At 68.7% G+C, this 23,904-nt stretch carries 22 protein-coding genes and 1 tRNA gene; 8 read left to right on the top strand and 15 right to left on the bottom strand.

From position 1 onward, the window contains the following. Positions 1–22: 22 nt before the first annotated feature. The 10 genes from ASF94_RS10975 to ASF94_RS11020 form a co-directional block, all read right to left on the bottom strand. The gene (locus ASF94_RS10975; RefSeq protein ID WP_056665833.1) at positions 23–631 is read right to left on the bottom strand and encodes an NADH-quinone oxidoreductase subunit C; all 609 of its coding nucleotides are present in this window, start codon (positions 629–631) and stop codon (positions 23–25) included. A 10-nt stretch (positions 632–641) separates the two neighbouring features. Beyond that, on the bottom strand, positions 642–1,121 hold the full coding sequence (locus ASF94_RS10980; protein WP_007849129.1) for an NADH-quinone oxidoreductase subunit B family protein: 480 nt from the start codon (positions 1,119–1,121) through the stop codon (positions 642–644). A 24-nt stretch (positions 1,122–1,145) separates the two neighbouring features. After that, positions 1,146–1,505 (bottom strand): NADH-quinone oxidoreductase subunit A, encoded by a 360-nt coding sequence (locus ASF94_RS10985; protein WP_056665836.1) that lies wholly within the window; start codon positions 1,503–1,505, stop codon positions 1,146–1,148. A 73-nt stretch (positions 1,506–1,578) separates the two neighbouring features. Then, positions 1,579–1,663 (bottom strand) — tRNA-Leu (locus ASF94_RS10990). A gap of 115 nt (positions 1,664–1,778) precedes the next feature. Beyond that, the gene (gene secG, locus ASF94_RS10995; RefSeq protein ID WP_056665839.1) at positions 1,779–2,162 is read right to left on the bottom strand and encodes a preprotein translocase subunit SecG; all 384 of its coding nucleotides are present in this window, start codon (positions 2,160–2,162) and stop codon (positions 1,779–1,781) included. A gap of 40 nt (positions 2,163–2,202) precedes the next feature. Further along, positions 2,203–2,949 (bottom strand): triose-phosphate isomerase, encoded by a 747-nt coding sequence (gene tpiA, locus ASF94_RS11000; RefSeq protein WP_056667151.1) that lies wholly within the window; start codon positions 2,947–2,949, stop codon positions 2,203–2,205. Then, positions 2,946–3,950, bottom strand: a complete 1,005-nt coding sequence (locus ASF94_RS11005; protein ID WP_056665843.1) for an NAD(P)H-quinone oxidoreductase — start codon at positions 3,948–3,950, stop codon at positions 2,946–2,948. The genes tpiA and ASF94_RS11005 overlap by 4 nt, the downstream gene beginning before the upstream one ends. Before the next feature lie 79 nt (positions 3,951–4,029). After that, positions 4,030–6,258 (bottom strand): polyribonucleotide nucleotidyltransferase, encoded by a 2,229-nt coding sequence (pnp, locus tag ASF94_RS11010; protein WP_056665845.1) that lies wholly within the window; start codon positions 6,256–6,258, stop codon positions 4,030–4,032. A gap of 217 nt (positions 6,259–6,475) precedes the next feature. Then, positions 6,476–6,742, bottom strand: a complete 267-nt coding sequence (gene rpsO / locus ASF94_RS11015) for a 30S ribosomal protein S15 (protein ID WP_056665847.1) — start codon at positions 6,740–6,742, stop codon at positions 6,476–6,478. A gap of 142 nt (positions 6,743–6,884) precedes the next feature. Further along, complete coding sequence (locus ASF94_RS11020; protein ID WP_056665850.1) at positions 6,885–8,042, bottom strand: pyridoxal phosphate-dependent aminotransferase; 1,158 nt, start codon at positions 8,040–8,042, stop codon at positions 6,885–6,887. A 121-nt stretch (positions 8,043–8,163) separates the two neighbouring features. On the opposite strand from ASF94_RS11020, the gene ASF94_RS11025 reads away from it, so the two are divergent. Then, a complete protein-coding gene (locus ASF94_RS11025) occupies positions 8,164–8,475 on the top strand; it encodes a hypothetical protein (RefSeq protein WP_235505336.1) in 312 nt (103 codons plus the stop codon). Positions 8,476–8,638: 163 nt separating this feature from the next. Here the strand turns inward: ASF94_RS11025 and ASF94_RS11030 are convergent, their stop codons facing one another. Then, positions 8,639–9,580, bottom strand: a complete 942-nt coding sequence (locus ASF94_RS11030; protein WP_082493181.1) for a 2-hydroxyacid dehydrogenase — start codon at positions 9,578–9,580, stop codon at positions 8,639–8,641. A 292-nt stretch (positions 9,581–9,872) separates the two neighbouring features. Between ASF94_RS11030 and ASF94_RS11035 the strand changes: the two genes are divergently transcribed. From ASF94_RS11035 to ASF94_RS11065, 7 genes are all read left to right on the top strand, one after another. Then, positions 9,873–10,766, top strand: a complete 894-nt coding sequence (locus ASF94_RS11035) for an alpha/beta hydrolase (protein WP_056667159.1) — start codon at positions 9,873–9,875, stop codon at positions 10,764–10,766. A 182-nt stretch (positions 10,767–10,948) separates the two neighbouring features. Continuing rightward, entirely contained in the window at positions 10,949–12,196 is a 1,248-nt protein-coding gene (locus tag ASF94_RS11040; RefSeq protein WP_056665851.1) for a multidrug effflux MFS transporter, read from the top strand. Next, the gene (gene miaA / locus ASF94_RS11045) at positions 12,183–13,178 is read left to right on the top strand and encodes a tRNA (adenosine(37)-N6)-dimethylallyltransferase MiaA (protein ID WP_056665854.1); all 996 of its coding nucleotides are present in this window, start codon (positions 12,183–12,185) and stop codon (positions 13,176–13,178) included. Before ASF94_RS11040 ends, miaA begins: the two co-directional genes overlap by 14 nt. Continuing rightward, positions 13,175–13,876, top strand: coding sequence for an ABC transporter ATP-binding protein (locus tag ASF94_RS11050; RefSeq protein WP_056665856.1), 702 nt, complete (start codon positions 13,175–13,177; stop codon positions 13,874–13,876). Before miaA ends, ASF94_RS11050 begins: the two co-directional genes overlap by 4 nt. Before the next feature lie 65 nt (positions 13,877–13,941). After that, positions 13,942–16,728: an ABC transporter permease gene (locus ASF94_RS11055; RefSeq protein WP_056665859.1), complete on the top strand. Its 2,787-nt coding sequence runs from the start codon at positions 13,942–13,944 to the stop codon at positions 16,726–16,728. Positions 16,729–16,864: 136 nt separating this feature from the next. Beyond that, the gene (locus tag ASF94_RS11060; RefSeq protein WP_056665862.1) at positions 16,865–17,920 is read left to right on the top strand and encodes a PLP-dependent cysteine synthase family protein; all 1,056 of its coding nucleotides are present in this window, start codon (positions 16,865–16,867) and stop codon (positions 17,918–17,920) included. An 11-nt stretch (positions 17,921–17,931) separates the two neighbouring features. Then, on the top strand, positions 17,932–19,104 hold the full coding sequence (locus ASF94_RS11065; protein ID WP_082493182.1) for a carotenoid 1,2-hydratase: 1,173 nt from the start codon (positions 17,932–17,934) through the stop codon (positions 19,102–19,104). A gap of 168 nt (positions 19,105–19,272) precedes the next feature. Here the strand turns inward: ASF94_RS11065 and ASF94_RS11070 are convergent, their stop codons facing one another. The 4 genes from ASF94_RS11070 to ASF94_RS11085 form a co-directional block, all read right to left on the bottom strand. Beyond that, a complete protein-coding gene (locus tag ASF94_RS11070) occupies positions 19,273–20,289 on the bottom strand; it encodes a branched-chain amino acid ABC transporter permease (protein ID WP_056665865.1) in 1,017 nt (338 codons plus the stop codon). A gap of 19 nt (positions 20,290–20,308) precedes the next feature. Beyond that, positions 20,309–21,193, bottom strand: coding sequence for a branched-chain amino acid ABC transporter permease (locus ASF94_RS11075; protein ID WP_056665868.1), 885 nt, complete (start codon positions 21,191–21,193; stop codon positions 20,309–20,311). Between the two features lie 169 nt (positions 21,194–21,362). Beyond that, complete coding sequence (locus ASF94_RS11080) at positions 21,363–22,571, bottom strand: ABC transporter substrate-binding protein (protein ID WP_056665871.1); 1,209 nt, start codon at positions 22,569–22,571, stop codon at positions 21,363–21,365. A 109-nt stretch (positions 22,572–22,680) separates the two neighbouring features. After that, positions 22,681–23,877, bottom strand: coding sequence for an ABC transporter substrate-binding protein (locus ASF94_RS11085; protein ID WP_056665874.1), 1,197 nt, complete (start codon positions 23,875–23,877; stop codon positions 22,681–22,683). Positions 23,878–23,904 lie beyond the last annotated feature (27 nt).

Genomic DNA, 23,904 nt, shown 5'->3' on the forward strand with positions numbered 1-23,904 from the left:
GATCACTGGGCGCCAGAGCGCCTCAATGCAGGCCTCCGTAATTGTCTTCGCGGATGATGCGCGGCGTTACCTCGCGCGGCTCGATGGTCACGGGCTCGTACACCACGCGGCGCTGGTCGGCGTCGTAGCGCATCTCGACGTGACCCGTCAGCGGGAAGTCCTTGCGGAACGGGTGGCCGATGAAACCGTAGTCGGTCAGGATGCGGCGCAGGTCGTTGTGGCCGTCGAACACGATGCCGTAGAGGTCGAACGCCTCGCGCTCATACCAGTTGGCGGAGTTCCACAGGTCGGCCACCGAGGGGACCACCGGCAGGTCGTCATCGGGGCAGAACACCTTGACGCGCACGCGCTGGTTCAGGCTGACCGACAGCAGGTGCGACACCACGCCGTAGCGCGCACCTTCCACACCGACTTCGCGGTAGGCGGAATAGTCCACGCCGCACAGATCGACCAGCTGCTCGAACTGGCAGCCGGGCGCGTCGCGCAGGATCTGCATGGCGGCCAGGTAATCGGCCGCGGAAACCACGGCGGTCACTTCTTCCAGCTGGACGGTGATCGAACGCAGCTTGTCGCCCAGGGCGCCAGCGATCACATCCCGAAGCACTTCGGGGCGAATGGCAATAGCAGTCATGTTCGAGCCCTCAGACGCGCGCGATGGTGTTGGTGCGGCGGATCTTCTGCTGCAGCTGGATGATCCCGTAGATCAGCGCTTCGGCCGTGGGCGGGCAGCCCGGCACGTAGACGTCGACCGGCACGATGCGGTCGCAGCCGCGCACCACCGAGTAGCTGTAGTGGTAGTAGCCGCCGCCGTTGGCGCAGGAACCCATGGAGAGCACCCAGCGGGGCTCGGACATCTGGTCGTACACCTTGCGCAGCGCCGGCGCCATCTTGTTGCACAGCGTGCCGGCCACGATCATCAGGTCGGACTGGCGGGGGCTGGCACGGAACACTTCGGCACCGAAGCGGCCGATGTCGTAACGCGCAGCGGCCGCGTGCATCATCTCGACAGCGCAGCAGGCCAGACCAAAGGTCATGGGCCACAGCGAGCCGGTCTTGGCCCAGTTCACCACGGAGTCGTAGCTCGTGGTGATGAAGCCTTCCTTCATCACGCCTTCAATCATCGTGTTGTCCTTTGTTCTGGCCGTTCATTCCCAATCCAGCGCACCCTTTTTCCATTCGTAAGCGAAGCCCACGACGAGGATGGCCAGAAAGATCACCACGGCGATGAATCCCGTCAAACCCACATCGTGCAGGGCGACGGCCCATGGGAAGAGGAATGCGATTTCCAGATCGAAAAGAATGAAGAGGATGGCGACGAGGTAGTACCGGACGTCGAACTTCATGCGGGCGTCTTCGAAAGCTTCGAAGCCGCATTCGTAGGGGGAGTTTTTCGCCGCATCGGGGCGATTGGGGCCGAGCACATAGCCCAGGATCAGCGGGACGGCGCCTACGCCGATGCCGACCAAAATGAACAGAAGAACGGGGAGGTACTGATCGAGGTTCATCTGGAGGATTTGCTCACCGCTGAGGACTCCCCACACACACTCCGTTGCAGAGCATGCGAGGGGGCCTTTTGATTGGTGCCGTCGGCGAGACTCGAACTCGCACAGCTTTCGCCACTACCCCCTCAAGATAGCGTGTCTACCAATTTCACCACGACGGCTGATGTATGCACCTGGATGGCATGAGGAACCTTTCGGTTTTGGCTTGTCCAGGCAATCCGTGATTCTACTCCGGAAATTCCCTTACCTCAGTGACAAGAGTTCACGGAAAGCAGATTATTTGGTCGGAATCTGGCCTGCGCCAGACGCGGGCGTGGCCGGTACGGCAGGCACGGCCGAAGGCGCCGACGCTGCTGGACGGGCACCTGCGGGCACGGCAGCGGCAGGGCCGCCTTCCAGCACGCTGCCCGTGGTGGCGGGACGCGCGTTGCTGAAATACGCCAGCGCCAGCGTGGAGACGAAGAAAACCGCAGCCAGCACCGAGGTGGTGCGCGACAGGAAGTTGGCACTGCCGCTGGCGCCGAACAGGCTGCCCGAGCCGCCGCTGCCGAAAGCCGCGCCCATGTCGGCGCCCTTGCCGTGCTGGATCAGGATGAGCCCGATCATGCCCAGCGCCGTGAGCATCTGGATGGCGAGGATGACGTTGACCAATACATTCATTCTTCAATACTCCTGTTTTGATAGCAGACGGCGCCGGACTTCAGCGCGCTGCAGCAATGATTTGCAGAAAATCGGGGGCCTTGAGCGAGGCTCCGCCCACCAGCCCACCGTCGATGTCGTGTTCAGCCAGCAGCTGGGCGGCGTTGGCCGCGTTCATGCTGCCGCCGTACAGCAGCGGAATGCGGTCCGCCTTGTCGGTGGCGGCAGCCAGCTGCGCGCGCAGCACGGCGTGCACTTCCTGGGCCTGCGCCGGCGTGGCCGTGCGGCCCGTGCCGATGGCCCAGACCGGCTCGTACGCCACGAGGATCTCGCTGATGCAGTGCCCGTTGACGTGGATCACGGCGGCCAGCTGCCGCTTGACGACCGCCTCGGTCTGCCCTGCTTCGCGCTCGGCCAGCGTTTCGCCCACGCAGACGATGGGCGTGATGCCCGCTGCCAGGGCACGCTGGGCCTTGGCCGCCACGACCGCGTCGGTTTCGCCGTGGTACTGACGGCGCTCCGAATGGCCCACCAGTGCATAGCGCGCGCCGAAGTCGCGCAGCATGGCTGCCGAGATCTCTCCCGTGAAGGCACCTGACTCGTGCTCCGACACATCCTGCGCCGCCAAGGCGATGCCGGACCCTGCCGTCAGCGACTGCACCTGCGCCAGATACGCCGCCGGAACCGCCACCGCCACGTCGCAGCCCGGCTGCGATGCCAGCCCGTCGCGCAACGCCTTCAGCAGGGCCTCGTTCGCGGCGAGGCCGCCGTTCATCTTCCAATTGCCGGCAATGAGCTTCTTTTTCATGCGGTCCACGTCAAGACAATCTTGCCGATGTGTTGATTCGATTCCATCAAGGTGTGGGCCTGCGCGGCATCGCCAGCGTCCAGCGTGCTGTGGATCACGGGGCGCACGGCACCGGATTCGAGCAGCGGCCAGACTTCCTTGCGCAGCGCGCGGGCGATCGCACCCTTGAATTCCACCGAGCGGGGACGCAGTGTCGATCCGGTGATGGTGAGCCGCTTGCGCAGCACCAGGCTGGCGTTGAACTCGGCCTTCACGCCACCCTGCACAGCGATGATGACCAGCCGGCCGTCTTCGGCCAGGCATTCCACCTCGCGCTGGACATAGTCGCCCGCCACCATGTCCAGGATCACGTCGACGCCGCGGCCCTGCGTGATGCGCTGGATCTCGGCGACGAAGTCGTGCGTCTTGTAATTGATGGCATGGTGGGCGCCCAGCGCCAGGCAAGCGGCGCATTTGTCGTCGCTGCCGGCGGTCACCACCACCGTGGCGCCACGCGCCCGCGCAAGCTGGATGGCCGTCACCCCGATGCCGCTGCTGCCGCCCTGGATGAGCAGCACCTCGCCCGCCTGCAGGCGGCCGCGGTCGAAGACGTTGCTCCACACGGTGAAGAACGTTTCCGGCAGCGATGCCGCCTCGACGTCGCTCAGGTTGGCAGGCACGGGCAGGCACTGCTCGACCGGCGCCACGCACCACTCGGCATAGCCGCCGCCCGCCAGCAGCGCGCAGACGCGGTCGCCGATGCGCAGGCCGGCTTGCGCCAGCGTCTCGGCTTCGCCGCCCTCGACCACACCGGCCACTTCCAGACCGGGAAGGTCCGAACTGCCCGGCGGCGGTGCGTAGTGGCCCTTGCGCTGCAGCACGTCCGGGCGATTGATGCCGCTGGCCGCCACGCGGATCAGCAGCTCGCCCGGACCCGGCGTAGGCACGGGCCGCTCGCCCAGTTTCAGTCCTTCAGGCGGACCGAAAGCCGTGATTTCCACGGCGCGCATGACTCGGTTCATCGGGATGACCTTGTAGAGGATCGAAAAACAGCTCCGGCGCTTGTCAAACAAGCGCCGGATGCCATCATTTCAGGAGCAATCAGCCGTTGAACTGGCCGCTGTCGGCGCCTGGCGCGGCGTGTTGCTGCTGCTGCGCCTCGGCACGGCCGCCATCACGGCGCTCGCCGCGGTCCTGGCGCTCGGCACGCTCGGGACGGCCGCCCTGGTCGCCTGCGGGGCGGTCCAGCAGCGCCTTCATGGACAGCTTGACGCGACCCTTCTCGTCCGTCTCCAGCACCTTGACCTTGACGATCTGGCCTTCGGTCAGGTAGTCGGTGACCTTTTCCACGCGCTCGTGGGCGATCTGGCTGATGTGCAGCAGGCCGTCCTTGCCGGGCAGCAGGTTGATCAGCGCGCCGAAGTCCAGGATCTTGACGATCGGGCCTTCGTAGATCTTGCCGATCTCGACTTCGGCCGTGATCTGCTCGATGCGCTTCTTCGCGGCTTCGGCCTTGTCGCCGTCGGTGGCGGCGATGGTGATGGTGCCGTCTTCGTCGATGTTGATCTGGCAGCCGGTTTCTTCGGTCAGTGCGCGGATCACGGATCCACCCTTGCCGATCACGTCACGGATCTTCTCGGGGTTGATCTTCATCGTGTAGAGCTTGGGCGCGAAATCGGACACTTCGGTCTTGGCTTCGCCCATGGCTTCCTGCATCTTGCCCAGGATGTGCATGCGCGCTTCCTTGGCCTGGGCCAGGGCGACCTGCATGATTTCCTTGGTGATGCCCTGGATCTTGATGTCCATCTGCAGCGCGGTGATGCCGGTGGTGGTGCCGGCCACCTTGAAGTCCATGTCGCCCAGGTGATCTTCATCGCCCAGGATGTCGGTCAGCACGGCGAAGCGGTTGTCTTCCTTGATCAGGCCCATGGCGATGCCGGCCACGTGGGCCTTCATCGGCACGCCGGCGTCCATCATCGACAGGCAGCCGCCGCAGACCGAAGCCATGGACGAGGAGCCGTTCGATTCGGTGATTTCCGACACCACGCGGATGGTGTAGGGGAATTCTTCCTTCGTCGGCAGCACGGCGACGAGCGCGCGCTTGGCCAGGCGACCGTGGCCGATTTCGCGGCGCTTGGTGGAACCCATGCGGCCCACTTCGCCGGTGGCAAAGGGAGGCATGTTGTAGTGGAACATGAAGCGGTCTTCGAACTCGCCGGCCAGCGCGTCGATGCGCTGCGCGTCGCGCTCGGTGCCCAGCGTGGAGATCACCAGCGCCTGGGTTTCGCCGCGCGTGAACAGGGCCGAGCCGTGCGTGCGGGGCAGCACGGAGTTGCGGATCTCGATGGGGCGCACGGTGCGGGTGTCGCGGCCGTCGATGCGGGGCTCGCCGGCCAGGATCTGGCTGCGGACGATCTTCGATTCGATGGCGAACAGCAGGTCACCCACCTTGCCGGCATCGAACGGCTCGCCGCTTTCCTTCAGCGCGGCCATCACGCTGGCGTTGGCTTCGCGCAGGGCTTGCGTGCGGGCCTGCTTGCTGCGGATCTGGTAGACGGCGCGCAGCTTTTCTTCGGCCAGGCCCTTGACCTTGGCGACGAAGGCTTCGTCTTCGGCGGGCGCTTGCCAGTCCCACACGGGCTTGCCGGCGTCGCGCACCAGTTCATGGATGGCGTTGATGGCGATGTTGGCTTGCTCGTGGCCGAACACCACGCCACCCAGCATGATTTCTTCGCTGAGTTGCTGGGCTTCGGATTCGACCATCAACACGGCCGCTTCGGTGCCGGCGACGACCAGGTCCATCTGCGAATTCTTGCGGGCGGTCTGGCCCGGGTTCAGCACGTATTCGCCGTTGATGTAGCCCACGCGCGCGGCGCCGATGGGGCCGGCGAACGGGATGCCGGAGATGGCCAGCGCAGCGCTCACGCCGATCATGGCGGCGATGTCGGCATCGACTTCAGGGTTGAGCGACACGGTGTGGATCACCACGTGCACTTCGTTCAGGAAGCCTTCGGGGAACAGCGGGCGGATCGGGCGGTCGATCAGGCGGCTGGTCAGGGTTTCGTGTTCGCTGGGCTTGGCTTCACGCTTGAAGAAGCTGCCGGGGATCTTGCCGGCGGCGTAGGTCTTCTCGATGTAGTCCACGGTCAGCGGGAAGAAGTCCTGGCCGGGCTTGGCCGACTTGGAGGCTGCCACGGTGGCGAGGATGACGGTGCCGTCGATCTCGACCAGCACGGCGCCGTTGGCCTGGCGGGCGATTTCGCCGGTTTCCATGACGACGGTCTTGTCGCCCCACTGGAAGGACTTGGTGACTTTGTTGAAGATGGTCATGCGTATTTCCTATGCTTCGGTTTTGATAGCTGGCTGCGTAGAGCCAGCAAGGGCCGGAGACCAAATCAGAACACGATGCCATTCCAGTGGGCCTGGGGCCCGGGCACGGAACCCAGGACCATTGGAATGACACAGCTTCGCTCTGCTTATGGCGACTCCGAAGTAAAAAACGCCTGAGCTAGCGTGCTAACCCAGGCGTTTCGGCATGCGTATGCGCTTACTTGCGCAGACCCAGCTTGGCGATCAGCGCCGTGTAACGGTCAGCGTCCTTGGCCTTCAGGTAGTCCAGCAGCTTGCGGCGGCGGCTCACCATGCGCAGCAGGCCGCGGCGACCGTGGTGGTCCTTGGCGTGTTGCTTGAAGTGGGGGGTCAGCTCGTTGATACGGGCGGTCAGCAGTGCGACTTGCACTTCTGGGCTGCCGGTGTCGTTGGCGGCGCGGGCGTTGGCCTTGACGACTTCGGCCTTGACGGAGGATGCGATCATTGGATTTCCTTTGTATGGAGGCGGGCCGCCCGATTCGCACCTGAAAGAGCGAATCGCAGTGGCGGCTGGCACCCCCGGTTTACTTGCGCTGGCGGCTGGAACGGCCACCGGCGTGCGTCTTGCACCATGCAAAACCGGCCGATTATAACCCGAGCCATTTTTTCAGGCGCCCCACCCCTTCCACCAGGCGGCCCGTGTCCTGCGAGGCGAAGCACCAGCGCAGCCAGCCCTCGGCTTCATCGGCGAAAGCCACGCCCGGCGCCAGGCCCAGGCCGGCTTCGGCCACCAGCCGCTTGGCCAGCGCCAGCGAGTCGGCCTGGCCTTCCAGCCGGAAGAACGCGTACATGCCGCCCTTGGCCGGCGCGACGGAAACCCCGGGCAGCGCCTGCAGAAGCGGCACCAGCGTGTCGCGGCAGTTGCGCAGGTGGGCCACCACGCGGGGCGTGATGTCGGCCTCGTGCGCGAGCGCGGCCAGGCCGGCGCGCTGGGTGAAGACGCTGACGCAGGAAGTGTTGAACTCCACCAGCTTGCCCATCTGGGGTGTGAGCGTCGGCGGCATCACCAGCCAGCCCAGGCGCCAGCCCGTCATGAGGAAGCTCTTGGAAAAGCTTTGCACCACCACCAGCCGGTCGTCCGGCGTGGCGATGTCGAGGAAGCTGGGAGCGCAGGCGTTGGGCGTCGGCTCGTAATAGAGGCGTTCGTAGACCTCATCGGCCAGGATCCAGGTGCCCGTGCCGCGGCAGTGCTGCAGGAGGGTGCGCTGTTCTTCGGCCGACAGCGTCCAGCCGGTCGGGTTGTTGGGTGCATTCAGCACCAGCAGGCGGGTGGCTGGAGTGATGGCGGCCAGCAGTGCAGCCATGTCCAGCGCCCAGGCGCCGTCGGCCTGCGGAATGAGCGGCACGCAGCGCAGGCGCGCGCCCATCACCAGGGGTTGGGCCGTCAGATTGGGCCAGACCGGGGTGACCGCAACCACTTCGTCGCCCGCATCGAGCAGCGCCTGCATGGCCAGCATGAGCGCATTCACGCCGCCCGAGGTGATGGCGATGCGGTCCATGCCCACGGCGCCGTGCAGCCGGCTGGCATAGGCGGCGACCTGTTCGCGCAGCTCAGCCAGGCCCAGGTTGTGGGAGTAGAAGGTTTCGCCGCGCTGCAACGATGCGACTGCGGCATCGCGGATGACCTGCGGCGTGGTTTCGTCGCTTTCGCCGAACCAGAAGGGCAGCACGTCGCTGCGGCCCATGCCGGCGTTGGCAACTTCACGGATACGGGATTCCTGCAGGGTGGCGAGGGTGGCGCGCATGGATCGAACGAATGAGAACGGAGGGAAGCCCGGGAATGTAGCGGAAGGTCAAACGCTCACGCCAACCTGCGCGGCTGTGCGGGCACCGCCTATATTGCAGCGAGGGAGGAAGAAAACGATCATGACCCGAAACCCACTGCTCCACACGGTCGCCCTGGCTGCGTTCATCGCGCTGCCGGGCTGGGCCCCTGCCGACGCGACGGCAGCGGCCCCATCAGCAGCCCGCAGCGCCGCCCAGGAGGAACGGGCCGCCAGGACACCCAGGGCGCCCCGGGCGCCTAAGGCCGCCAAGGCAGCGAAGCAAGGCGGTGTGCGCATCCAGCCTTCGCAGAACCATTCGGGCGAGAGCAGCGCCGAGCGCGACCGCCGGTTGCTGCGCGAATGCCGGGGCCTGCCCAATGCGGGGGCGTGCCGGGGCTACGCGCAGCCCTGACGCCCCCCGTCAGCCGCCCTGTCGCTGCCCCGTCGCCGCCCCATCGCCCGTTCGGTCGGCCGCTCTCGGTCAGTGATGGGTCAGCGATGGGCCAGCGATCGGTCGGCAGACGCGTGGAACGTGCATGCCCGCCGGCTCAGCCCGCCCTCAGGCCCTCAGGCCCTCAGGCCGGCGCGACCACGCCACGGCCGGAGAAGTGCCCGTCGGCGTTGGCCAGGAATTGATCGACGCTGCTCTGCACCGCCTCGGGCGACCAGCCGGCCACGTGCGGGGTCAGCAGGACGTTGTCCAGCCCGGTCAGCGCCTCGGGCGGCGCCGGCTCGCTTTCATACACATCCAGCCCTGCGCCGGCGATGCGGTGCTCGCGCAGCGCGGCCGCGAGGGCGTCGGTGTCCACCACGCTGCCGCGGGAGATGTTGACGAGGTACCCCTGCGCGCCCAGCGCATTCAGCACGCCGGCATTGATGCGGTGGCGCGTAGCAGCGCCACCCGGCGTGGCGCAGACCAGCACGTCGCACCAGTCGGCCAGGGCTTCCAGGCTGTCAAAGTAGCGGTGTTCCACGCCCGGGCGCGGCTGGCGGTTGTGGTAGCCCACGGGCATGTCGAACCCCGCGGCGCGGCGCGCGATCTTCTGGCCGATGGCACCCAGGCCGAAGATGCCCAGCCGCTTGCCCGAGACGTTGGGCGGCAGCGGGATCGCCGTGCGCCAGACGCCCTCACGGACCAGCCGGTCCAGCGGGCGCAGGCCGCGGACGACGCCGAGCAGCAGGCCGAAAGCATGGTCGGCGACGCAATCGTCATTGGTGCCGGCGCCGGTCGCCACGGTGATGCCCCGTGCGCGCGCCGCCTCCACGTCGATGTTTTCAAAGCCCGCGCCCAGCGCGCACACCAGTTCCAGCGACGGCATGGCCGCCATCTCCTGGCCGGTGAGGCCGGTGGAGCCGATCGTCAGCACTGCGCGAAAGCGCTCGCCCTGCGTGGCGATGGCGGCGGTGCGCTCCGCCGCCGTCGGGGCGTAGTGCAGGTCGTAACGCTCGGCGATCTGCGCCTGATGGCCCGGCGACAGGGTGTGGATGACGAGCAGGGGAATCTTCGGATCGGTCACAACATCAACTCCATAATTTGCTATGCTTTTTATAGCATAGCGCCAAGACCTGGTGGGCGCTACAGCCCAAAAAGTCCAGAAACCAGATGCGGGGCATGCGGTGGAACCCCCATGGTGTCGATGGTAACCATGCACGAAACTTGCTCGGCCCTTTCCGCAGGCGCCCCGGGCGCGCCCAGGGCGGCTTTCCACGCCGAATCGTTCCCCCCGAGCGCATCCGGGCTGTCATCCGCGCAACGTCCACAGCCGTTAGCTGAACTTTCCACCGCTTCCCCACTCTGTCCCATCCATGATGAAACGCTGGTCCGTTTTTTCCTGCCTCGCATTGGCCATGGCTGTCACGGCGGGCTGCGCCACGCTCGACACCAAGCAGCGTGAATGGATCTTCCAGCCCAGCGACCGGGCCTGGGGCGGCATGCAGATGACCGATGGCATGCAGGACGTGTGGATCGATTTCCAGTCCACCGTGACGGCACGCGCCGAGAAGCTGCACGGCCTCTGGATGCCGGCCGAGCAGGCCGACGCGCCGGTGCTGCTGTACCTGCACGGCGCCCGCTGGAACGTCACCGGCTCGGCGCCGCGCATCCGACGCATGAACGAGATGGGCTTCTCGGTGCTGGCGGTGGACTACCGCGGCTTCGGCCGCAGCAGCGCGGGCCTGCCCTCGGAATCCACCGCGCTGGAAGACGCCCACGCCGCCTGGCGCTGGCTGGCCGACAAGGCGCCGCGCAGCGACCGCTACATCTTCGGCCACTCGCTGGGCGGTGCCATCGCCATCGACCTGGCTGCGCAGGTGCCCGACGAGAAAGGCACCATCGTCGAAGGCACCTTCACCAACATCGCCGAGGTGGTGAGCACCTTCAAGTGGGGCTGGCTGCCGATCTCGGGGCTGATCACCCAGCGCTTCGAGTCGGCACAGAAGGTGGCGCACATCGGCTCCCCCCTGCTGGTGGTGCATGGCAGCGACGACCGGCTGATCCTGCCGTCCCTGGGCCGCAAGCTCTACGAGGCGGCGCAGGAGCCCAAGCGTTTCGTGATCGTGGAAGGCGGCACGCACCACAACACGAACGACCTGGGCCAGGATCAGTACCGCGAGGCGTTGGCCGACTTGTTCAAGCTGCGCCTGCCCGGCGGCGGCGACAGCGGCGCGCAGCAGACGGCTTCGGTGCCCACGCAGCACATCTGAGCAGAGGGCTTCGGGCGGGTCGGCTGACCGCCTGACTGAGCTGGCAGGTGGTTGACCGGTCGCCAGGCGGTTGGCGCGGCGGGCCGGTGCCGTGGCCCGCCCTCGGCGGCGCGTGCTGCCGCCAGGGGCCGGCGCTCCCGTGCTCTCCCGCTGCGCCGCTCTCTGTTACCCTCGACCGCACCATGTCCGCATCCTCCGCCGCCCCCGGGTCGGAGCCCTTGCCGAGCACGGCCCTGTCACCCGGCCTGGCCGTCGTCGTGCTGGCCCTGCTGCTGAGCATTCAGCCCGTCACCACCGACCTGTACCTGCCCGCCCTGCCCGCGCTCACGCGCAGCCTGGGCGCGAGCGTCTCCTCCGCCCACCTCACCTTGAGCGCGCTGCTGCTGGCCTTCGGCATCTCGCAGCTGGTGTGGGGGCCGCTGTCGGACCGGTTCGGCCGCCGTCCCGTTCTGCTGGCCGGTCTGGCGGCCTACACGGTCGCTTCGGTGGGCAGCGCCTTCGCGCCCTCCATGGACCTGCTGGTGGTCTGGCGCACCGCGCAGGGCGCGGCCATGGGCGCGGTGGTGATGTGCGCCCGCGCCATCGTGCGCGACCTTTACGCGCCGCTGGCCGGCGCCCGCGCCATGTCGAAGGCGCTGACCGGGCTGGGCCTGGTCGCCTGCCTGTGCGCGCCGCTGGGCGGCCTGTTGACCGAATGGCTGGGCTGGCGCGCCGCGCTGCTGGTGCTGACCGTCTATGCCATCGGCACGCTCGCCCTGATCGCGCTGCGCCTGCCCGAGACCCTGCAGCGGCGCAACCCGCGCGCGCTGCATCCGCTAACCCTGGCCCGCACCTGGGCCCACGTTCTCGGCACGCCCACGTTCTGGGCGTTCTCGCTGCTGACCACCGCCAGCTACGGCGGGCTGTTCACCTTTCTGGCGGCCTCGTCGTTTGCCTTCATCGACGTGCTGGGGCTGTCCCGCACGGCCTATGGCATGGCGCTGCTCTCCACCGCGCTGGCCTACTTGCTGGGCACGCTGCTGTGCCGGCGGCTGCTGGCGCGCCTGGGGCTGGTGCGCACCGTGGCACTGGCCGGGGCGCTGAGCGCCGCCGGCGGCTGCGGACTGCTGCTCTACGCGCTGGCGGGCTGGCCGTCGCCCTGGGCGCTGCTGCTGCCGTTCTATCTCTTCATGCTGGGCCACGGCATCCACCAGCCCTGCGGACAGAGCGGCGCCGTGGGGCCGTTCCCGCAGGCCGCGGGCGTGGCCTCGGCACTCAATGGTTTCATGATGATGCTGGCCGCCTTCGGGGTGGGCGCCTGGCTGGGCGCACAACCGGGCGGCAGCGTCTGGCCGCTGGTGCAGGGCATTGCCTTCTGGGCGGCGCTGCTGGCCGCCATCGCGTGGACGCTGGTGCCGCGCTTCGCCGGAGGCCTGCATGCAGCGCGCTGACGCCACGCTCCCCGCCCTCGCCCTCGCCGGCCCCACCGCCTCGGGCAAGACGGCCGGCGCGCTCGCCATCGCCCAGGCGCTGGCACCCGCCCTGCCGGTGGAGATCATCAGCGTCGATTCGGCGCTGGTCTATCGCGGCATGGACATCGGCACCGCCAAGCCCAGCACCGCCGAACAGGCCAGCGTGCCGCACCACCTGATCGACATCCGCGACCCGCTGCAGGCCTACAGCGCGGCCGAATTCGTGGCCGACGCGCAGCGCCTGATCGGCGAGATCCGCGCCCGCGGCGCCCTGCCGCTGCTGGTGGGCGGCACCATGCTGTACTTCAAGGCGCTCATCGACGGCATCGACGACATGCCGCCCGCCGACCCCGCCGTGCGCGCCCGGCTGGAAGCCCAGGCCGCCGAGATCGGCTGGCCCGGCATGCATGCCGAGCTGGCCCGCGTCGACCCTGCCACCGCGGCCCGCCTGGCACCGGCCGACAGCCAGCGCATCCAGCGCGCATTGGAGGTGTGGCATGTCTCGGGCCTGCCGCTTTCGCACTTTCACACTACCAAAAAGATAGCAACAGGCCCAGACGGATCGGGCGCGATCACGCTCTTTTCCTTGGAACCGGAGGACCGCGCCTGGCTCCATGCCCGCATCGCCCAGCGCTTCGACGCCATGCTGCAGGCCGGTTTCATCGACGAGGTGCGCGGTCTGCGCGCCCGTGGCGACCTGCACCCCGACCTGCCGTCGATGCGCTGCGTGGGCTACCGCCAGGCCTGGGAGGCGCTGGACGTGGAAGCCGCCACCGGACAGCTGCCCGCCGCCGACCTGCGCGAACGCGGCGTGGCCGCCACCCGGCAGTTGGCCAAGCGGCAGATCACCTGGCTGCGCAGCATGCCGCAGCGCCAGGCCGTGGCCTGCGATGCGCCCGACGCCACGGCCACGCTGGTGCGCCGGGTGCGGGCGCTGCTCGCGGAAGGGCCCGCGACATGACCGGTGCCGCCCCCCTGCCGCGCGATCCTGCCGGCACCCCCGTCCTCCGCGTGAGCGGCCTGGGCAAACGCTATGGCGACGCATCCGTCTTCCGCCAGGTCGATCTGCAGGTGCAGCGCGGCGAGTTCGTCGCCATCGTGGGCGATTCGGGCGTGGGCAAATCCACGCTGCTCAACTGCCTGGCGGGGCTGGACACCTGGGACGAGGGCCGCATCCTCCAGGGCGACACCGACCTGAGCCTGCTGGACGACACCCGGCGCGCGCTGTGGCGGCGCCGGCAGGTGGGCTTCGTGTTCCAGGCCTTCCATGTGCTGCCGCACCTGGACGTGGCCCAGAACGTGGCCCTGCCGCTGATGCTGCTCGGCCAGGACGACCCCGCCCGCGTGGGCCAGATGCTGGACGCCGTCGGCCTGCAAGGCCTCGGGTCGCGCCTGCCGCAGCAACTGAGCGGCGGGCAGCTGCAGCGCGTGGCCATCGCCCGCGCGCTGGTACACCGCCCCGCCCTGCTGCTGGCCGACGAGCCCACCGGCAACCTGGACCCGGGCACCGCCGCGCGCGTCATGGAGCTGCTGCTGGCGCAGACCCGCGAGCAAGGCGCGGCGCTGGTGCTGGTGACGCATTCGCAAACGGCCGCCGCGCTGGCCGACCGGGTGCTGCGTTTGAGCGCTGACGGCGCATCGGTCGAACCGCGCGCCTGACAAGCGGCGGCGGCCATCCCGCGGCCCTGCCCGTTCGCACCGCGCCGGCCGGTCACAATGACCGCATGCTTGCCCTGCTGCGCACTTTCTCCTGGCGTGAGCTGCGCCACCACCCCTGGCGCAGCGCCGCCGCCGTGGTCGCAGTGATGCTGGGCGTGGCGCTGGGCTTCGCGGTACACGTCATCAACGCGTCGGCACTGGACGAATTTTCCCAGGCCGTGCGGACGGTCAACGGCCAGCCCGACCTGGAACTGCGCGCCGCCCAGGGCCCGCTGTCCGAGGCGCTCTACGCCACCGCCGCCGCGCACCCGCAGGTGGCGCTGGCCAGCCCCTGGCTGGAGCTGACCGTGCAGGCCGTGCAGGGCGCGCAGTCAGTCCGGAGGCGCCCGGGCGATGGCGCCCAGGGCCAGGCGACCGGCCCGGTCACCCCTGTCACCCCTGTCACCCCGGTGGCCCCGGTCACCCCGGTCACGCTGCGCATCGTCGGGGCGGACGCACTCACGCTGCCCGCCGTGGCCCCGGCCCTGATGCCGCGCCCCGCCGCCGACGCGCCACGGCTCGCCATGCTGTCGCCAGCCACCGTCTTCCTGAATGCCGCCGCGCTGCAGGCGCTGGGCCTGGCCGATCCCGCCACCGCGCCTGCGGGCCCCGACCCGGCCACTGCGCCGCGCCCATTGCACACACTCACGCTGCAAGCCGGCCTGCAGACCTACACCGTGCAGGTGGCCGGCACGGTCGCAGCCGCCGGCGCGCCGCTGGCGGTGATGGACATCGGCGCCGCGCAAGACCTGTTCGGGCGCGGCGGACAGCTCAGCCGCATCGACCTGCAACTGCGCCCCGGCGCGCAGCGCAGCGCGGTGGAGCGGGAGCTGCAGGCCCTCCCTGGATGGCCGGCCGGCGTGGTCGTGGCCGAGCCGGGCGACGCCGCGCAGCGGGTGAGCAACCTGTCGCGCGCCTATCGCGTCAACCTGACCGTGCTGGCGCTGGTGGCGCTCTTCACCGGCGCGTTCCTCGTGTTCTCGGTGCTGGCCCTCAGCGTGGCGCAGCGCGCGCCGCAGTTCGCCCTGCTGGCCGTGCTGGGCGCCACACCGCGCCAGCGGCTGGCGCTGGTGCTGACCGAGTCGGCCGCGCTGGGCGTCTTGGGCAGCGTATGCGGCCTGGCGCTGGGCACGGGGCTGGCCGCCCTGGCATTGCGGGTGCTGGGCGGCGACCTGGGCGGCGGCTATTTTGCGGGCGTGCAGCCCACGCTGCAGTGGAGCGCCACGGCCGCTGCCGTGTACGGCGCGCTGGGCGTGGCCGCCGCGCTGGCCGGCGGCTGGTGGCCGGCGCGGCAGGCGCAGCAGCTGCCGCCCGCGCAGACGCTCAAGGGCCTGGGCGGCCAGGGCAGTCCGGGCGGCCGGGGCGGCGCCATCGGCCTGGGGCTGATCGGCGGCGCGGCGGTGCTGGCCTATGCGCCCCCGGTCTTCGGCATGCCGCTGGCCGCCTATGCCGCCGTGGGCCTGCTGCTGGTGGGCGGCATCGCCCTGCTGCCGTGGACGGTGCAAGTGCTGCTCGACGCCCTGCAGCCGCTGGTGCAGCGCCGCGCGTTCAGCCACCCGCTGCCGCTGCTGGCGCTGGAGCGTGCCCGCCGCATGCGTGGCACCGCCGCCGTCGCCGTGGGCGGCGTGGTCGCATCCCTCAGCCTGGCCGTCGCGCTGACGGTGATGGTGTCAAGCTTTCGCGGCTCGGTGATCGAATGGCTGGACGCCGTGCTGCCCGCGCCGCTCTATGTGCGCCTCGCCAGCCCCGGCTCGGCGGGCGACGACGCCACGGCGACCTTCCCCGCCGGCTTTGCCGAGTCCGTCGCCCGACTGCCCGGCGTGGAGCGCGTGCAGCCGCTGCGCGTGGCCAGCCTGCTGCTGGAGCCGACCCGTCCGGCCGTCGCGCTGCTGGCCCGCCAGGGCCTGGGCACGGGCGCCGATGCGGCGCAGGCCCTGCCGCTGGTCGGCGCCGCCCTGCCCGTGCCCGCCGGGCGCGTGGGGGTCTACGTGAGCGAGGCCATCGTGCAGCTCTACGGCGTGCAGCCCGGCATGGACTGGCCTGCGCTTTCCAAGGCTTTCAGGCCGTTGGCGCAGGTGGATTCAGCACAGGCAGCTCCATTTTTCATAGCAGGCGTGTGGCGCGACTATGTGCGCCAGTTCGGCGCGGTCACGCTCGACCGGGCCGACTTCATCCGGCTGACGGGCGACGCGCGCACCACCGACCTGGCCCTCTGGCCGTCGCCTGGCGCCAGCGAGGCGGCGTTGCGGGACGCGATCACGGCGTTGGCGCGGCAGCCCGATTCCGCCGCCGCTGATCGACGCCCTGCCGGCAGTGCAGCGGCGGACGCGGCAGAGGGCCATGCTGCACTCGAATTCAGCTCTGCCGCCACCATCCGCGAACGGTCCCTCGGCATCTTCGACCGCAGCTTTGCCGTCACCTACTGGCTGCAGGCCGTGGCCATCGGCATCGGCCTCTTCGGCGTGGCCGCCAGCTTCAGCGCGCAGGTGCTGGCGCGGCGCAAGGAGTTCGGACTGCTGGCCCACCTGGGCCTGACTCGCAGGCAGGTGCTGGCCGTGGTGGCGGGCGAAGGCGCCGCCTGGACGGCCATCGGCGCCGTGGCCGGCACCCTGCTGGGCCTGGCCGTGTCCCTGGTGCTGGTGCATGTGGTGAATCCGCAGAGCTTTCACTGGACGATGGAGATGCGGCTGCCGGCAGAACGGTTGCTGGCATTGGCGGCCGCGGTGGTGATGGCGGGTACGGTGACCGCCTGGCTGGCCGGCCGGGCCGCTGCGGGCAAGGATGCGGTGATGGCCGTGAAGGAAGATTGGTAGCCGTGCCGCAGGAACGCTGCAGCCGCCGCCCCCACGCACGACAGTCCCCAGGGCACCGATGGGGGTGCGTGCCCGGGAATGACGATTCCCGGCGACGCACCCGGTGCAACCCATCGCCCCGCACGACAATCCACGCATGACCTCATCCAGCCCGTGGCTCCCCTGCGCCATCGCCCGCATCGAAGCCGACTACCACCGCAGCGCCGACACGCACCTGATCCCGCTGCCCCTGCCCGGTTACGCCGCTGCCGGCATCGACCTGTACCTGAAGGACGAATCCACCCACCCCACCGGCAGCCTCAAGCACCGGCTGGCGCGCTCGCTGTTCCTCTATGCGCTGTGCAATGGCTGGATCAACGAGGGCTCGACCATTGTGGAGTCGTCGAGCGGCTCCACGGCGGTGAGCGAAGCCTACTTCGCCCGCCTGCTGGGGCTGCCCTTCGTCGCGGTGATGCCGCGCAGCACCTCGGCCGAGAAGATCGCGCTGATCGAGTTCTACGGCGGGCGCTGCCACTTCGTGGACAGTGCAGGCGAGGTGTACGAGGCGGCTCGCGCCGTGGCGGCGGAGACGGGGGGTCACTACATGGACCAGTTCACCTATGCCGAGCGCGCGACCGACTGGCGGGGCAACAACAACATCGCCGAGAGCATGTTCACGCAGATGGCGCATGAGCGGCATGCCGTGCCGCGCTGGATCGTCGTCGGTGCAGGCACCGGTGGCACCAGCGCGACCATCGGCCGCTATGTGCGCTACCAGCGCCACGCCACGCAGGTGTGCGTGGCCGACCCGGCGGGCTCGGTGTTCAGTGCCTACCACCGCACGGGCGTGGACACCCTGACCGCGCCGGGCTCGCGCATCGAGGGCATCGGCCGGCCCCGGGTGGAGCCGAGCTTCATCCGCACGCTGGTGGACCGCATGGAAGAAGTGGCGGACGACGATTCGATCGCCGCCATGCGCGCGCTGTCGCAGCTGCTGGGGCGGCGCGTGGGCCCGTCCACGGGCACCAATTTCTTGGCGATGCTGCGGCTGGCGCGCGAGATGCGCGAAGAGGGGCGGGCAGGCTCGATCCTGTCGCTGCTGTGCGATTCCGGCGAGCGCTACCTGCCGACGTATTACGACGAGGCCTGGGTGCAGGCGCGCATGGGCTGCTGCGCGGCAGCGGGTGCGCGCGTGCAGGCCCTGCTGGCCTGAGGCGTCTGGCGATGCCTGGCCCATTCTTGCTGCCCAAGCACCTGCCCGGTGCAACGCCCGCCGGGACCGACCGGCGACGCTGGCTGCTGGCCGCGCTGGGTGCGGGCGGCAGCGCGACGGGCTGGATGCAGCCGTTGCGGAACGCCTGGGCCTTGGCACCGCGGCCGCTGGCCTTCCCGCGCGACCACGGCAGCCACCCGGATCTGCGCACGGAGTGGTGGTACATCACCGGCCAGGCCTTGGCGGGCGGGCGGCGCTGGGGTTTCCAGGTGACGTTCTTCCGCTCGCGCGTGGATGCGGCGCAGGGCATGCAGTCCGCCTTTGCCGCGCGGCAGCTGGTGTTCGGGCATGCGGCACTGACCGATGTGCAGGGCCGCAAGCTGCACCACGACCAGCGCATCGCCCGGACCGGCTTCGGCATTGCCGAGGCGGCGGAGCGGGACACCGACGTGCGGCTGCGCGACTGGTCGCTGGTGCGTGCGGATGGCAGCGCGCCGGGCACCAGCCGCTACACCGCCCGCGTGCAGGGCGCGCAGTTCGCGCTGGACCTGACGTTCGACACCACCCAGCCGCTGCTGCTGCAAGGCAGCGCCGGCCTGTCGCGCAAGGGGCCCGAGCCTTCGCAGGCGAGCCACTACTACAGCCAGCCGCAGCTGGCGGTGGGCGGACACATCACGCTGGACGGCCGGCGCATGGCGGTGGACGAGCGCAGTGCGCCGCAGGACCGCAGCGCCTGGCTCGACCATGAATGGAGCGAGGCGCTGATGCATCCCGACGCCGTAGGCTGGGACTGGATCGGCATGAACCTTCAGAGCGGCGCCGCGCTCACGGCCTTCCGGCTGCGGCGTGCCGACGGCAGCGCGCTCTGGGCCGGCGGTTCGTGGCGGGCGGCGGGGGATGCAGCGCCCACGGTCTTCGGCGCAGGCGACGTGAGCTTCACGCCGCTGCGCCACTGGCAAAGCGGCGTGACCGGCGCACGCTATCCGGTCGAATGGCAGGTGGCCACGCCGCGCGGGCGCTTCACCGTGCAGGCAGTGCTGGACGACCAGGAACTGGACAGCCGGGGTTCCACCGGGGCCGTGTACTGGGAGGGCCTGAGCCGGCTGTCGGACGCCAGCGGCCATGCGGTCGGCCAGGGCTACCTGGAGATGACGGGCTACGCGCGGCGGCTGGAACTGGGTTGAACTGCCCATCCGCGAAGGCATTGCGCCCAGGCGGAAGGCGTTCGAGACAGCCGTCCGGCGCCTGCGGGGCCTTGCCGCAGCGCCTTCTATGCTATGTTTTTTATAGCAACATACCCAGTCACATCAAGCGCCAGAGGCCTTTTTGACCCTGAATTCAGGGTGACGCGGTCAGTGCGCCCCCGGCCCGGGCCGCTGGCTGCGGGCCGCACGGCGGCGGTCCAGCCACGCGATGATCTCGCCCATGATGCCGCGGCGGAAGGCCAGCACGCAGACCACGAAGATCAGCCCGGTGACGATGGTGACCGACTCGCCCAGCGTGCGGAACCATTCGACCCCGCTGAGCGCAGCCAGCAGGTTGCCCAGCTCGCCGATCTTGTTTTCCAGCAGCACCACCACGGCCGAGCCCACCAGCGGGCCGCTGAGCGTGCCCAAGCCCCCCACCAGCGTCATCAGCACCACGTGGCCGGACGACGACCAGTGCACGTCGGACAGCGTGGCAAAACCCAGCACCAGCGTCTTGAGCGCACCGGCCAGGCCGGCGATGGCCGCCGAGATGACGAAGGCCAGCAGCTTAAAGCGGTTGGTGTCGTAGCCCAGCGAAATGGCGCGCGGCTCGTTTTCCTTGATGCCCTTGAGCACCTGGCCGAAGGGCGAGTGGATGGTGCGCACGATGACCAGGAAGGCCACGACCACGACCACCAGCGCCACGTAATACATGGTCAGGTCGCTGGCCAGGTCGATCACGCCGAAGAGCTTGCCGCGCGGCACGCCCTGCAGGCCGTCCTCGCCGCCCGTGAAGGGCGCCTGCAGGCAGGCGAAGAACAGCATCTGCGCCAGCGCCAGGGTGATCATCGTGGAGTAGATGCCCTGGCGGCGGATGGCGAAGAAGCCCATCACCAGGCCCAGCAGCGCGCCGGACAGCAGGCCCGCCAGCAGGCCCAGCTCCGGCGTGGCGCCCCAGGCCTTGACCACGTGGCCGGTGACGTAGGCGGAGCCGCCCAGGAAGGCGGCATGCCCGAAAGACAGCATGCCCGTGTAGCCCAGCAGCAGGTTGAAGGCGGATGCGAACAGCGCGAAGCACATGAGCTTCATCACGAAGACGGGGTACGCGCCGAAGAAGGGGGCGGCCACGAGGCCGACGAGCAGCAGGCCGTAGCCGATGGTGGTGAGGTTCTTTTGGTTCATGCGATGGCCTCTGTTCTTTTCACTTCTCTTTGCCGAAGAGGCCGGCGGGACGGATGAGCAGGACGATGACCATGATGACGAACACCACGGTGGAAGACGCCTCCGGATAGAAGACCTTGGTGAACCCCTCGATCACACCCAGGCCGAGGCCGGTGAGGATGGAGCCCATGATCGAGCCCATGCCGCCGATCACCACCACCGCGAACACCACGATGATGAGGTTCTGGCCCATGAGCGGCGTGACCTGGTAGACGGGCGCCGCCAGCACACCGGCGAAGGCGGCCAGCGCCGCGCCGAAGGCGTAGGTGAGCGTGATCATCACCGGCACGTTGATGCCGAAGGCTTCGACCAGGCGCGGGTTCTCGGTGCCGGCGCGCAGGTAGGCGCCGAGCTTGGTCTTCTCGATGACGTACCAGGTGGCAACGCACACCACGATGGAGGCCACCACCACCCAGGCGCGGTAGTTGGGCAGGATCATGAAGCCGAGGTTGGTGGCACCTTCCAGCAGCTCGGGCGTGTCGTAGCCCAGGCCGGAGACGCCGTAGATGGAGCGGAACACGCCTTCGATCAGCAGCGTGAGCCCGAGGGTGAGCAGCAGGCCGTAGAGATGGTCGAGCTTGTAGATCCAGCGCAGCAGCAGCCGCTCGATGACCACGCCCAGCAGCCCCACCACCAGGGGCGCCGCCACCAGCATCACCCAGTAGTTCAGCCCCAGGTAGGTCATGCCCATCCAGGTGAGCAAGGCGCCCAGCATGAACAGCGCTCCGTGCGCGAAGTTGATCACGTTGAGCAGGCCGAAGATCACCGCCAGCCCCAGGCTGAGGATGGCGTAGAACGAGCCGTTGACCAGCCCCAGCAGGAGCTGGCTCAGCAAGGCCGGCAGGGAGACACCGAAGATTTCCATGGGGTGACGCGCGTGGTGAGGAGAGAGGTCAGGTCAGGTGGGCGAAACGGAGAGCGAGGCAGCGCGGGGCGCTGGCAGCGGAGGCATCAGCGGCGGCAGGCGCCGCGCCGGCGAGGTGCCGCACGGCAGCCCGTGCGCGCGCCCCGCTGGCAGGCGCTGCCAGCCGCGTTCACTTCCACAGTGCGCACTTGCTTTCGGCCTTGGTGGTGAAGACCTGTTCGCCCGGCAGCTTCTTGATGAGCTTGTAGTAGTCCCACGCGCCCTTGGACTCGCTGGGCGACTTGACCTGCATCAGGTACATGTCGTGGACGTACCGGCCGTCGGCGCGCAGCGTGCCGGAGCTGAAGAAGTCGTTCATCTTCATGCCGCGCCAGGTTTCCATGACCTTGTCGGCCTCGATGGACTTGGCGGCTTCCACCGCCTTCAGGTAGTTCATGGTGGCCGAGTAGTCGGCCGCCTGGATCTCGGTCGGGCGGCGCTTGGTCTTTTCCATGAAGCGGTCGGCGAACTTGCGCGTCTCGTCGTTCATGTCCCAGTACCAGCTGGTGGTGAACTGCAGGCCTTCGGTGTTGCGCAGGCCCAGGCTGTGGATGTCGCTGAAGAAGATCAGCAGGCCGGCGAGCTTCATGCTCTTGCCGATGCCGAATTCCTTGGCGGCCTTGATGGAGTTGACCGTGTCGCCGCCGGCGTTGGCCAGGCCCAGCACCTGGGCCTTGGAGTTCTGCGCCTGCAGCAGGAAGGAGGAGAAGTCCGACGCATTGAGCGGGTGGCGTACCGAGCCCACGACCGTGCCGCCCTTCTCCTTCACCACCGCGCTGGTGTCGGCCTCCAGCGCATGGCCGAAGGCGTAGTCGGCGGTCAGGAAGAACCAGCTCTTGCCGCCGCTGTCGACGATGGCCGCGCCCGTGCCCTTGGCCAGCGCGACGGTGTCGTAGGCGTAGTGCACGGTGTAGGGGCTGCACTGCTCGTTGGTCAGGGCCGACGTGGCCGCGCCGTTGTTGATGTAGACGCGCTTCTTCTCCTGCGCGACCTTGGCCGTGGCCAGCGCGGTGCCCGAGTTGGTGCCGCCGAAGACCATGGTCAGGCCCTGCGTGTCGATCCACTCGCGCGCCTTGCTGGCGGCGATGTCCGCCTTGTTCTGGTGGTCGGCCGTCAGCAGTTCGATCGGCATGCCCAGCACCTTGCCGCCGAAGTCGTCGATGGCCATCTGGATGGCGACGGCACCGTTCTTGCCCTCCACGTCGGCATAGAGGCTCGACATGTCGGTGATGAAACCGATCTTCACCTTGTCCTGCGCCTGGGCTGCGCCGGCTGCGGCCAGGCCCAGGGCGGCCGCGAGGGCCAATTGCTTGAACTGCCGGTTGCGTGGGTTCTGCATGGTGTCTTGTCTCCTGCCTTGTGGTGGGTGTGATGGAACGACGCGGGGCCCAGCCGGCGATGCCGCCGGCCGGCCTGCTCTTTGACGGCCTACTCTGTGGCGGCCCGGATTACTTCCAGAGCGCGCACTTGCTCTCGGCCTTGGTGGTCCAGACCTGGTCGGCCGGCAGCTTGGCGACGACCTTGTAGTAGTCCCATGGCTCCTTGGATTCGGCCTGCGACTTGACCTGCATCAGGTACATGTCGTGGGCGAAGCGGCCGTCGGGGCGGATGCTGCCCTTGGCGTAGAAGTCGTTGATCGGCATGGACTTCAGCTTTTCCATCACCTTGTCGGCATCGACCGTCTTGGCGGCATCGACGGCCTTCAGGTAGGTCATGGTGGCGGAGTAGTCGGCCGCCTGGATGTCGGTGGGCATGCGTTTGGTCTTGGCGAAGAACTTGCGGCCGAACTCGCGCGTCTTGTCGTCCAGGTTCCAGTCCCAGCTGGTGGTCAGCAGCAGGCCCTCGGTGTTCTTCAGGCCCAGGCTGTGGATGTCGGTGAGGAACACCAGCAGGCCCGCCATCTTCATCGTCTTGTTGATGCCGAATTCCTTGGCGGCCTTGATGGCGTTGATGGTGTCGCCACCCGCGTTGGCCAGGCCCAGGATCTGCGCCTTGGAGTTCTGCGCCTGCAGCAGGAAGGAGGAGAAGTCCGATGCGTTGATCGGGTGCTTCACGCTGCCGACCACACGGCCGCCCTTTTCCTTCACCACCTTGGCGGTATCGGCTTCCAGCGCCGCGCCGAAGGCGTAGTCGGCCGTCAGGAAGAACCAGTCCTTGCCGCCCTGCTGCACCACCGCGCCGCCGGTGCCCTTGGCCAGGGCCACGGTGTCGTAGGCGTAGTGCACGGTGTAGGGGCTGCACTGTTCGTTGGTCAGGGCCGAGGTACCGGCGCCGTTGACCACGAAGACGCGCTTTTTCTCCTGCGCGACCTTGGCCATGGCCAGGCCCGTGCCCGAGTTGGTTCCGCCGAACAGCATGGTCAGGTTCTGCGTGTCGATCCACTCGCGGGCTTTGCTGGCGGCGATGTCGGCCTTGTTCTGGTGGTCGGCCGTGACGAGTTCGACGGGCATGCCCAGCACCTTGCCGCCGAAGTCATCGATGGCCATCTGGATGGCGACGGCGCCGTTCTTGCCTTCCACGTCGGCATAGAGGCTCGACATGTCGGTGATGAAGCCGATCTTGACCTTGTCTTGCGCCTGCGCGCCGGAAGCTGCCAGACCCAGGATGCCGAGGGCCAGGGCCAGTGGGGTAAGTTGTGCCTTCATGGGGTTGTCTCCTGTGGAACGGGGGGT

It is taken from the genome of Acidovorax sp. Leaf160 (assembly GCF_001424265.1).
Taxonomy (GTDB): Bacteria; Pseudomonadota; Gammaproteobacteria; order Burkholderiales; family Burkholderiaceae_C; genus Paracidovorax.

Bases quoted from the DNA above. Each gene is read 5' to 3' on its own strand.
- ASF94_RS11070 (WP_056665865.1), bottom strand. From the start codon at position 20,289: ATGAACCAAAAGAACCTCACCACCATCGGCTACGGCCTGCTGCTCGTC.
- ASF94_RS10985 (WP_056665836.1), bottom strand. From the start codon at position 1,505: ATGAACCTCGATCAGTACCTCCCCGTTCTTCTGTTCATTTTGGTCGGC.
- ASF94_RS11085 (WP_056665874.1), bottom strand. From the start codon at position 23,877: ATGAAGGCACAACTTACCCCACTGGCCCTGGCCCTCGGCATCCTGGGT.
- ASF94_RS11075 (WP_056665868.1), bottom strand. From the start codon at position 21,193: ATGGAAATCTTCGGTGTCTCCCTGCCGGCCTTGCTGAGCCAGCTCCTG.
- ASF94_RS11055 (WP_056665859.1), top strand. From the start codon at position 13,942: ATGCTTGCCCTGCTGCGCACTTTCTCCTGGCGTGAGCTGCGCCACCAC.
- ASF94_RS11025 (WP_235505336.1), top strand. From the start codon at position 8,164: ATGACCCGAAACCCACTGCTCCACACGGTCGCCCTGGCTGCGTTCATC.
- ASF94_RS11080 (WP_056665871.1), bottom strand. From the start codon at position 22,571: ATGCAGAACCCACGCAACCGGCAGTTCAAGCAATTGGCCCTCGCGGCC.
- ASF94_RS11005 (WP_056665843.1), bottom strand. From the start codon at position 3,950: ATGAACCGAGTCATGCGCGCCGTGGAAATCACGGCTTTCGGTCCGCCT.
- ASF94_RS11040 (WP_056665851.1), top strand. From the start codon at position 10,949: ATGTCCGCATCCTCCGCCGCCCCCGGGTCGGAGCCCTTGCCGAGCACG.
- miaA (WP_056665854.1), top strand. From the start codon at position 12,183: ATGCAGCGCGCTGACGCCACGCTCCCCGCCCTCGCCCTCGCCGGCCCC.
- tpiA (WP_056667151.1), bottom strand. From the start codon at position 2,949: ATGAAAAAGAAGCTCATTGCCGGCAATTGGAAGATGAACGGCGGCCTC.
- ASF94_RS10975 (WP_056665833.1), bottom strand. From the start codon at position 631: ATGACTGCTATTGCCATTCGCCCCGAAGTGCTTCGGGATGTGATCGCT.
- ASF94_RS10980 (WP_007849129.1), bottom strand. From the start codon at position 1,121: ATGATTGAAGGCGTGATGAAGGAAGGCTTCATCACCACGAGCTACGAC.
- pnp (WP_056665845.1), bottom strand. From the start codon at position 6,258: ATGACCATCTTCAACAAAGTCACCAAGTCCTTCCAGTGGGGCGACAAG.
- ASF94_RS11065 (WP_082493182.1), top strand. From the start codon at position 17,932: ATGCCTGGCCCATTCTTGCTGCCCAAGCACCTGCCCGGTGCAACGCCC.
- ASF94_RS11020 (WP_056665850.1), bottom strand. From the start codon at position 8,042: ATGCGCGCCACCCTCGCCACCCTGCAGGAATCCCGTATCCGTGAAGTT.
- ASF94_RS11050 (WP_056665856.1), top strand. From the start codon at position 13,175: ATGACCGGTGCCGCCCCCCTGCCGCGCGATCCTGCCGGCACCCCCGTC.
- ASF94_RS11035 (WP_056667159.1), top strand. From the start codon at position 9,873: ATGAAACGCTGGTCCGTTTTTTCCTGCCTCGCATTGGCCATGGCTGTC.
- ASF94_RS11060 (WP_056665862.1), top strand. From the start codon at position 16,865: ATGACCTCATCCAGCCCGTGGCTCCCCTGCGCCATCGCCCGCATCGAA.
- rpsO (WP_056665847.1), bottom strand. From the start codon at position 6,742: ATGATCGCATCCTCCGTCAAGGCCGAAGTCGTCAAGGCCAACGCCCGC.
- secG (WP_056665839.1), bottom strand. From the start codon at position 2,162: ATGAATGTATTGGTCAACGTCATCCTCGCCATCCAGATGCTCACGGCG.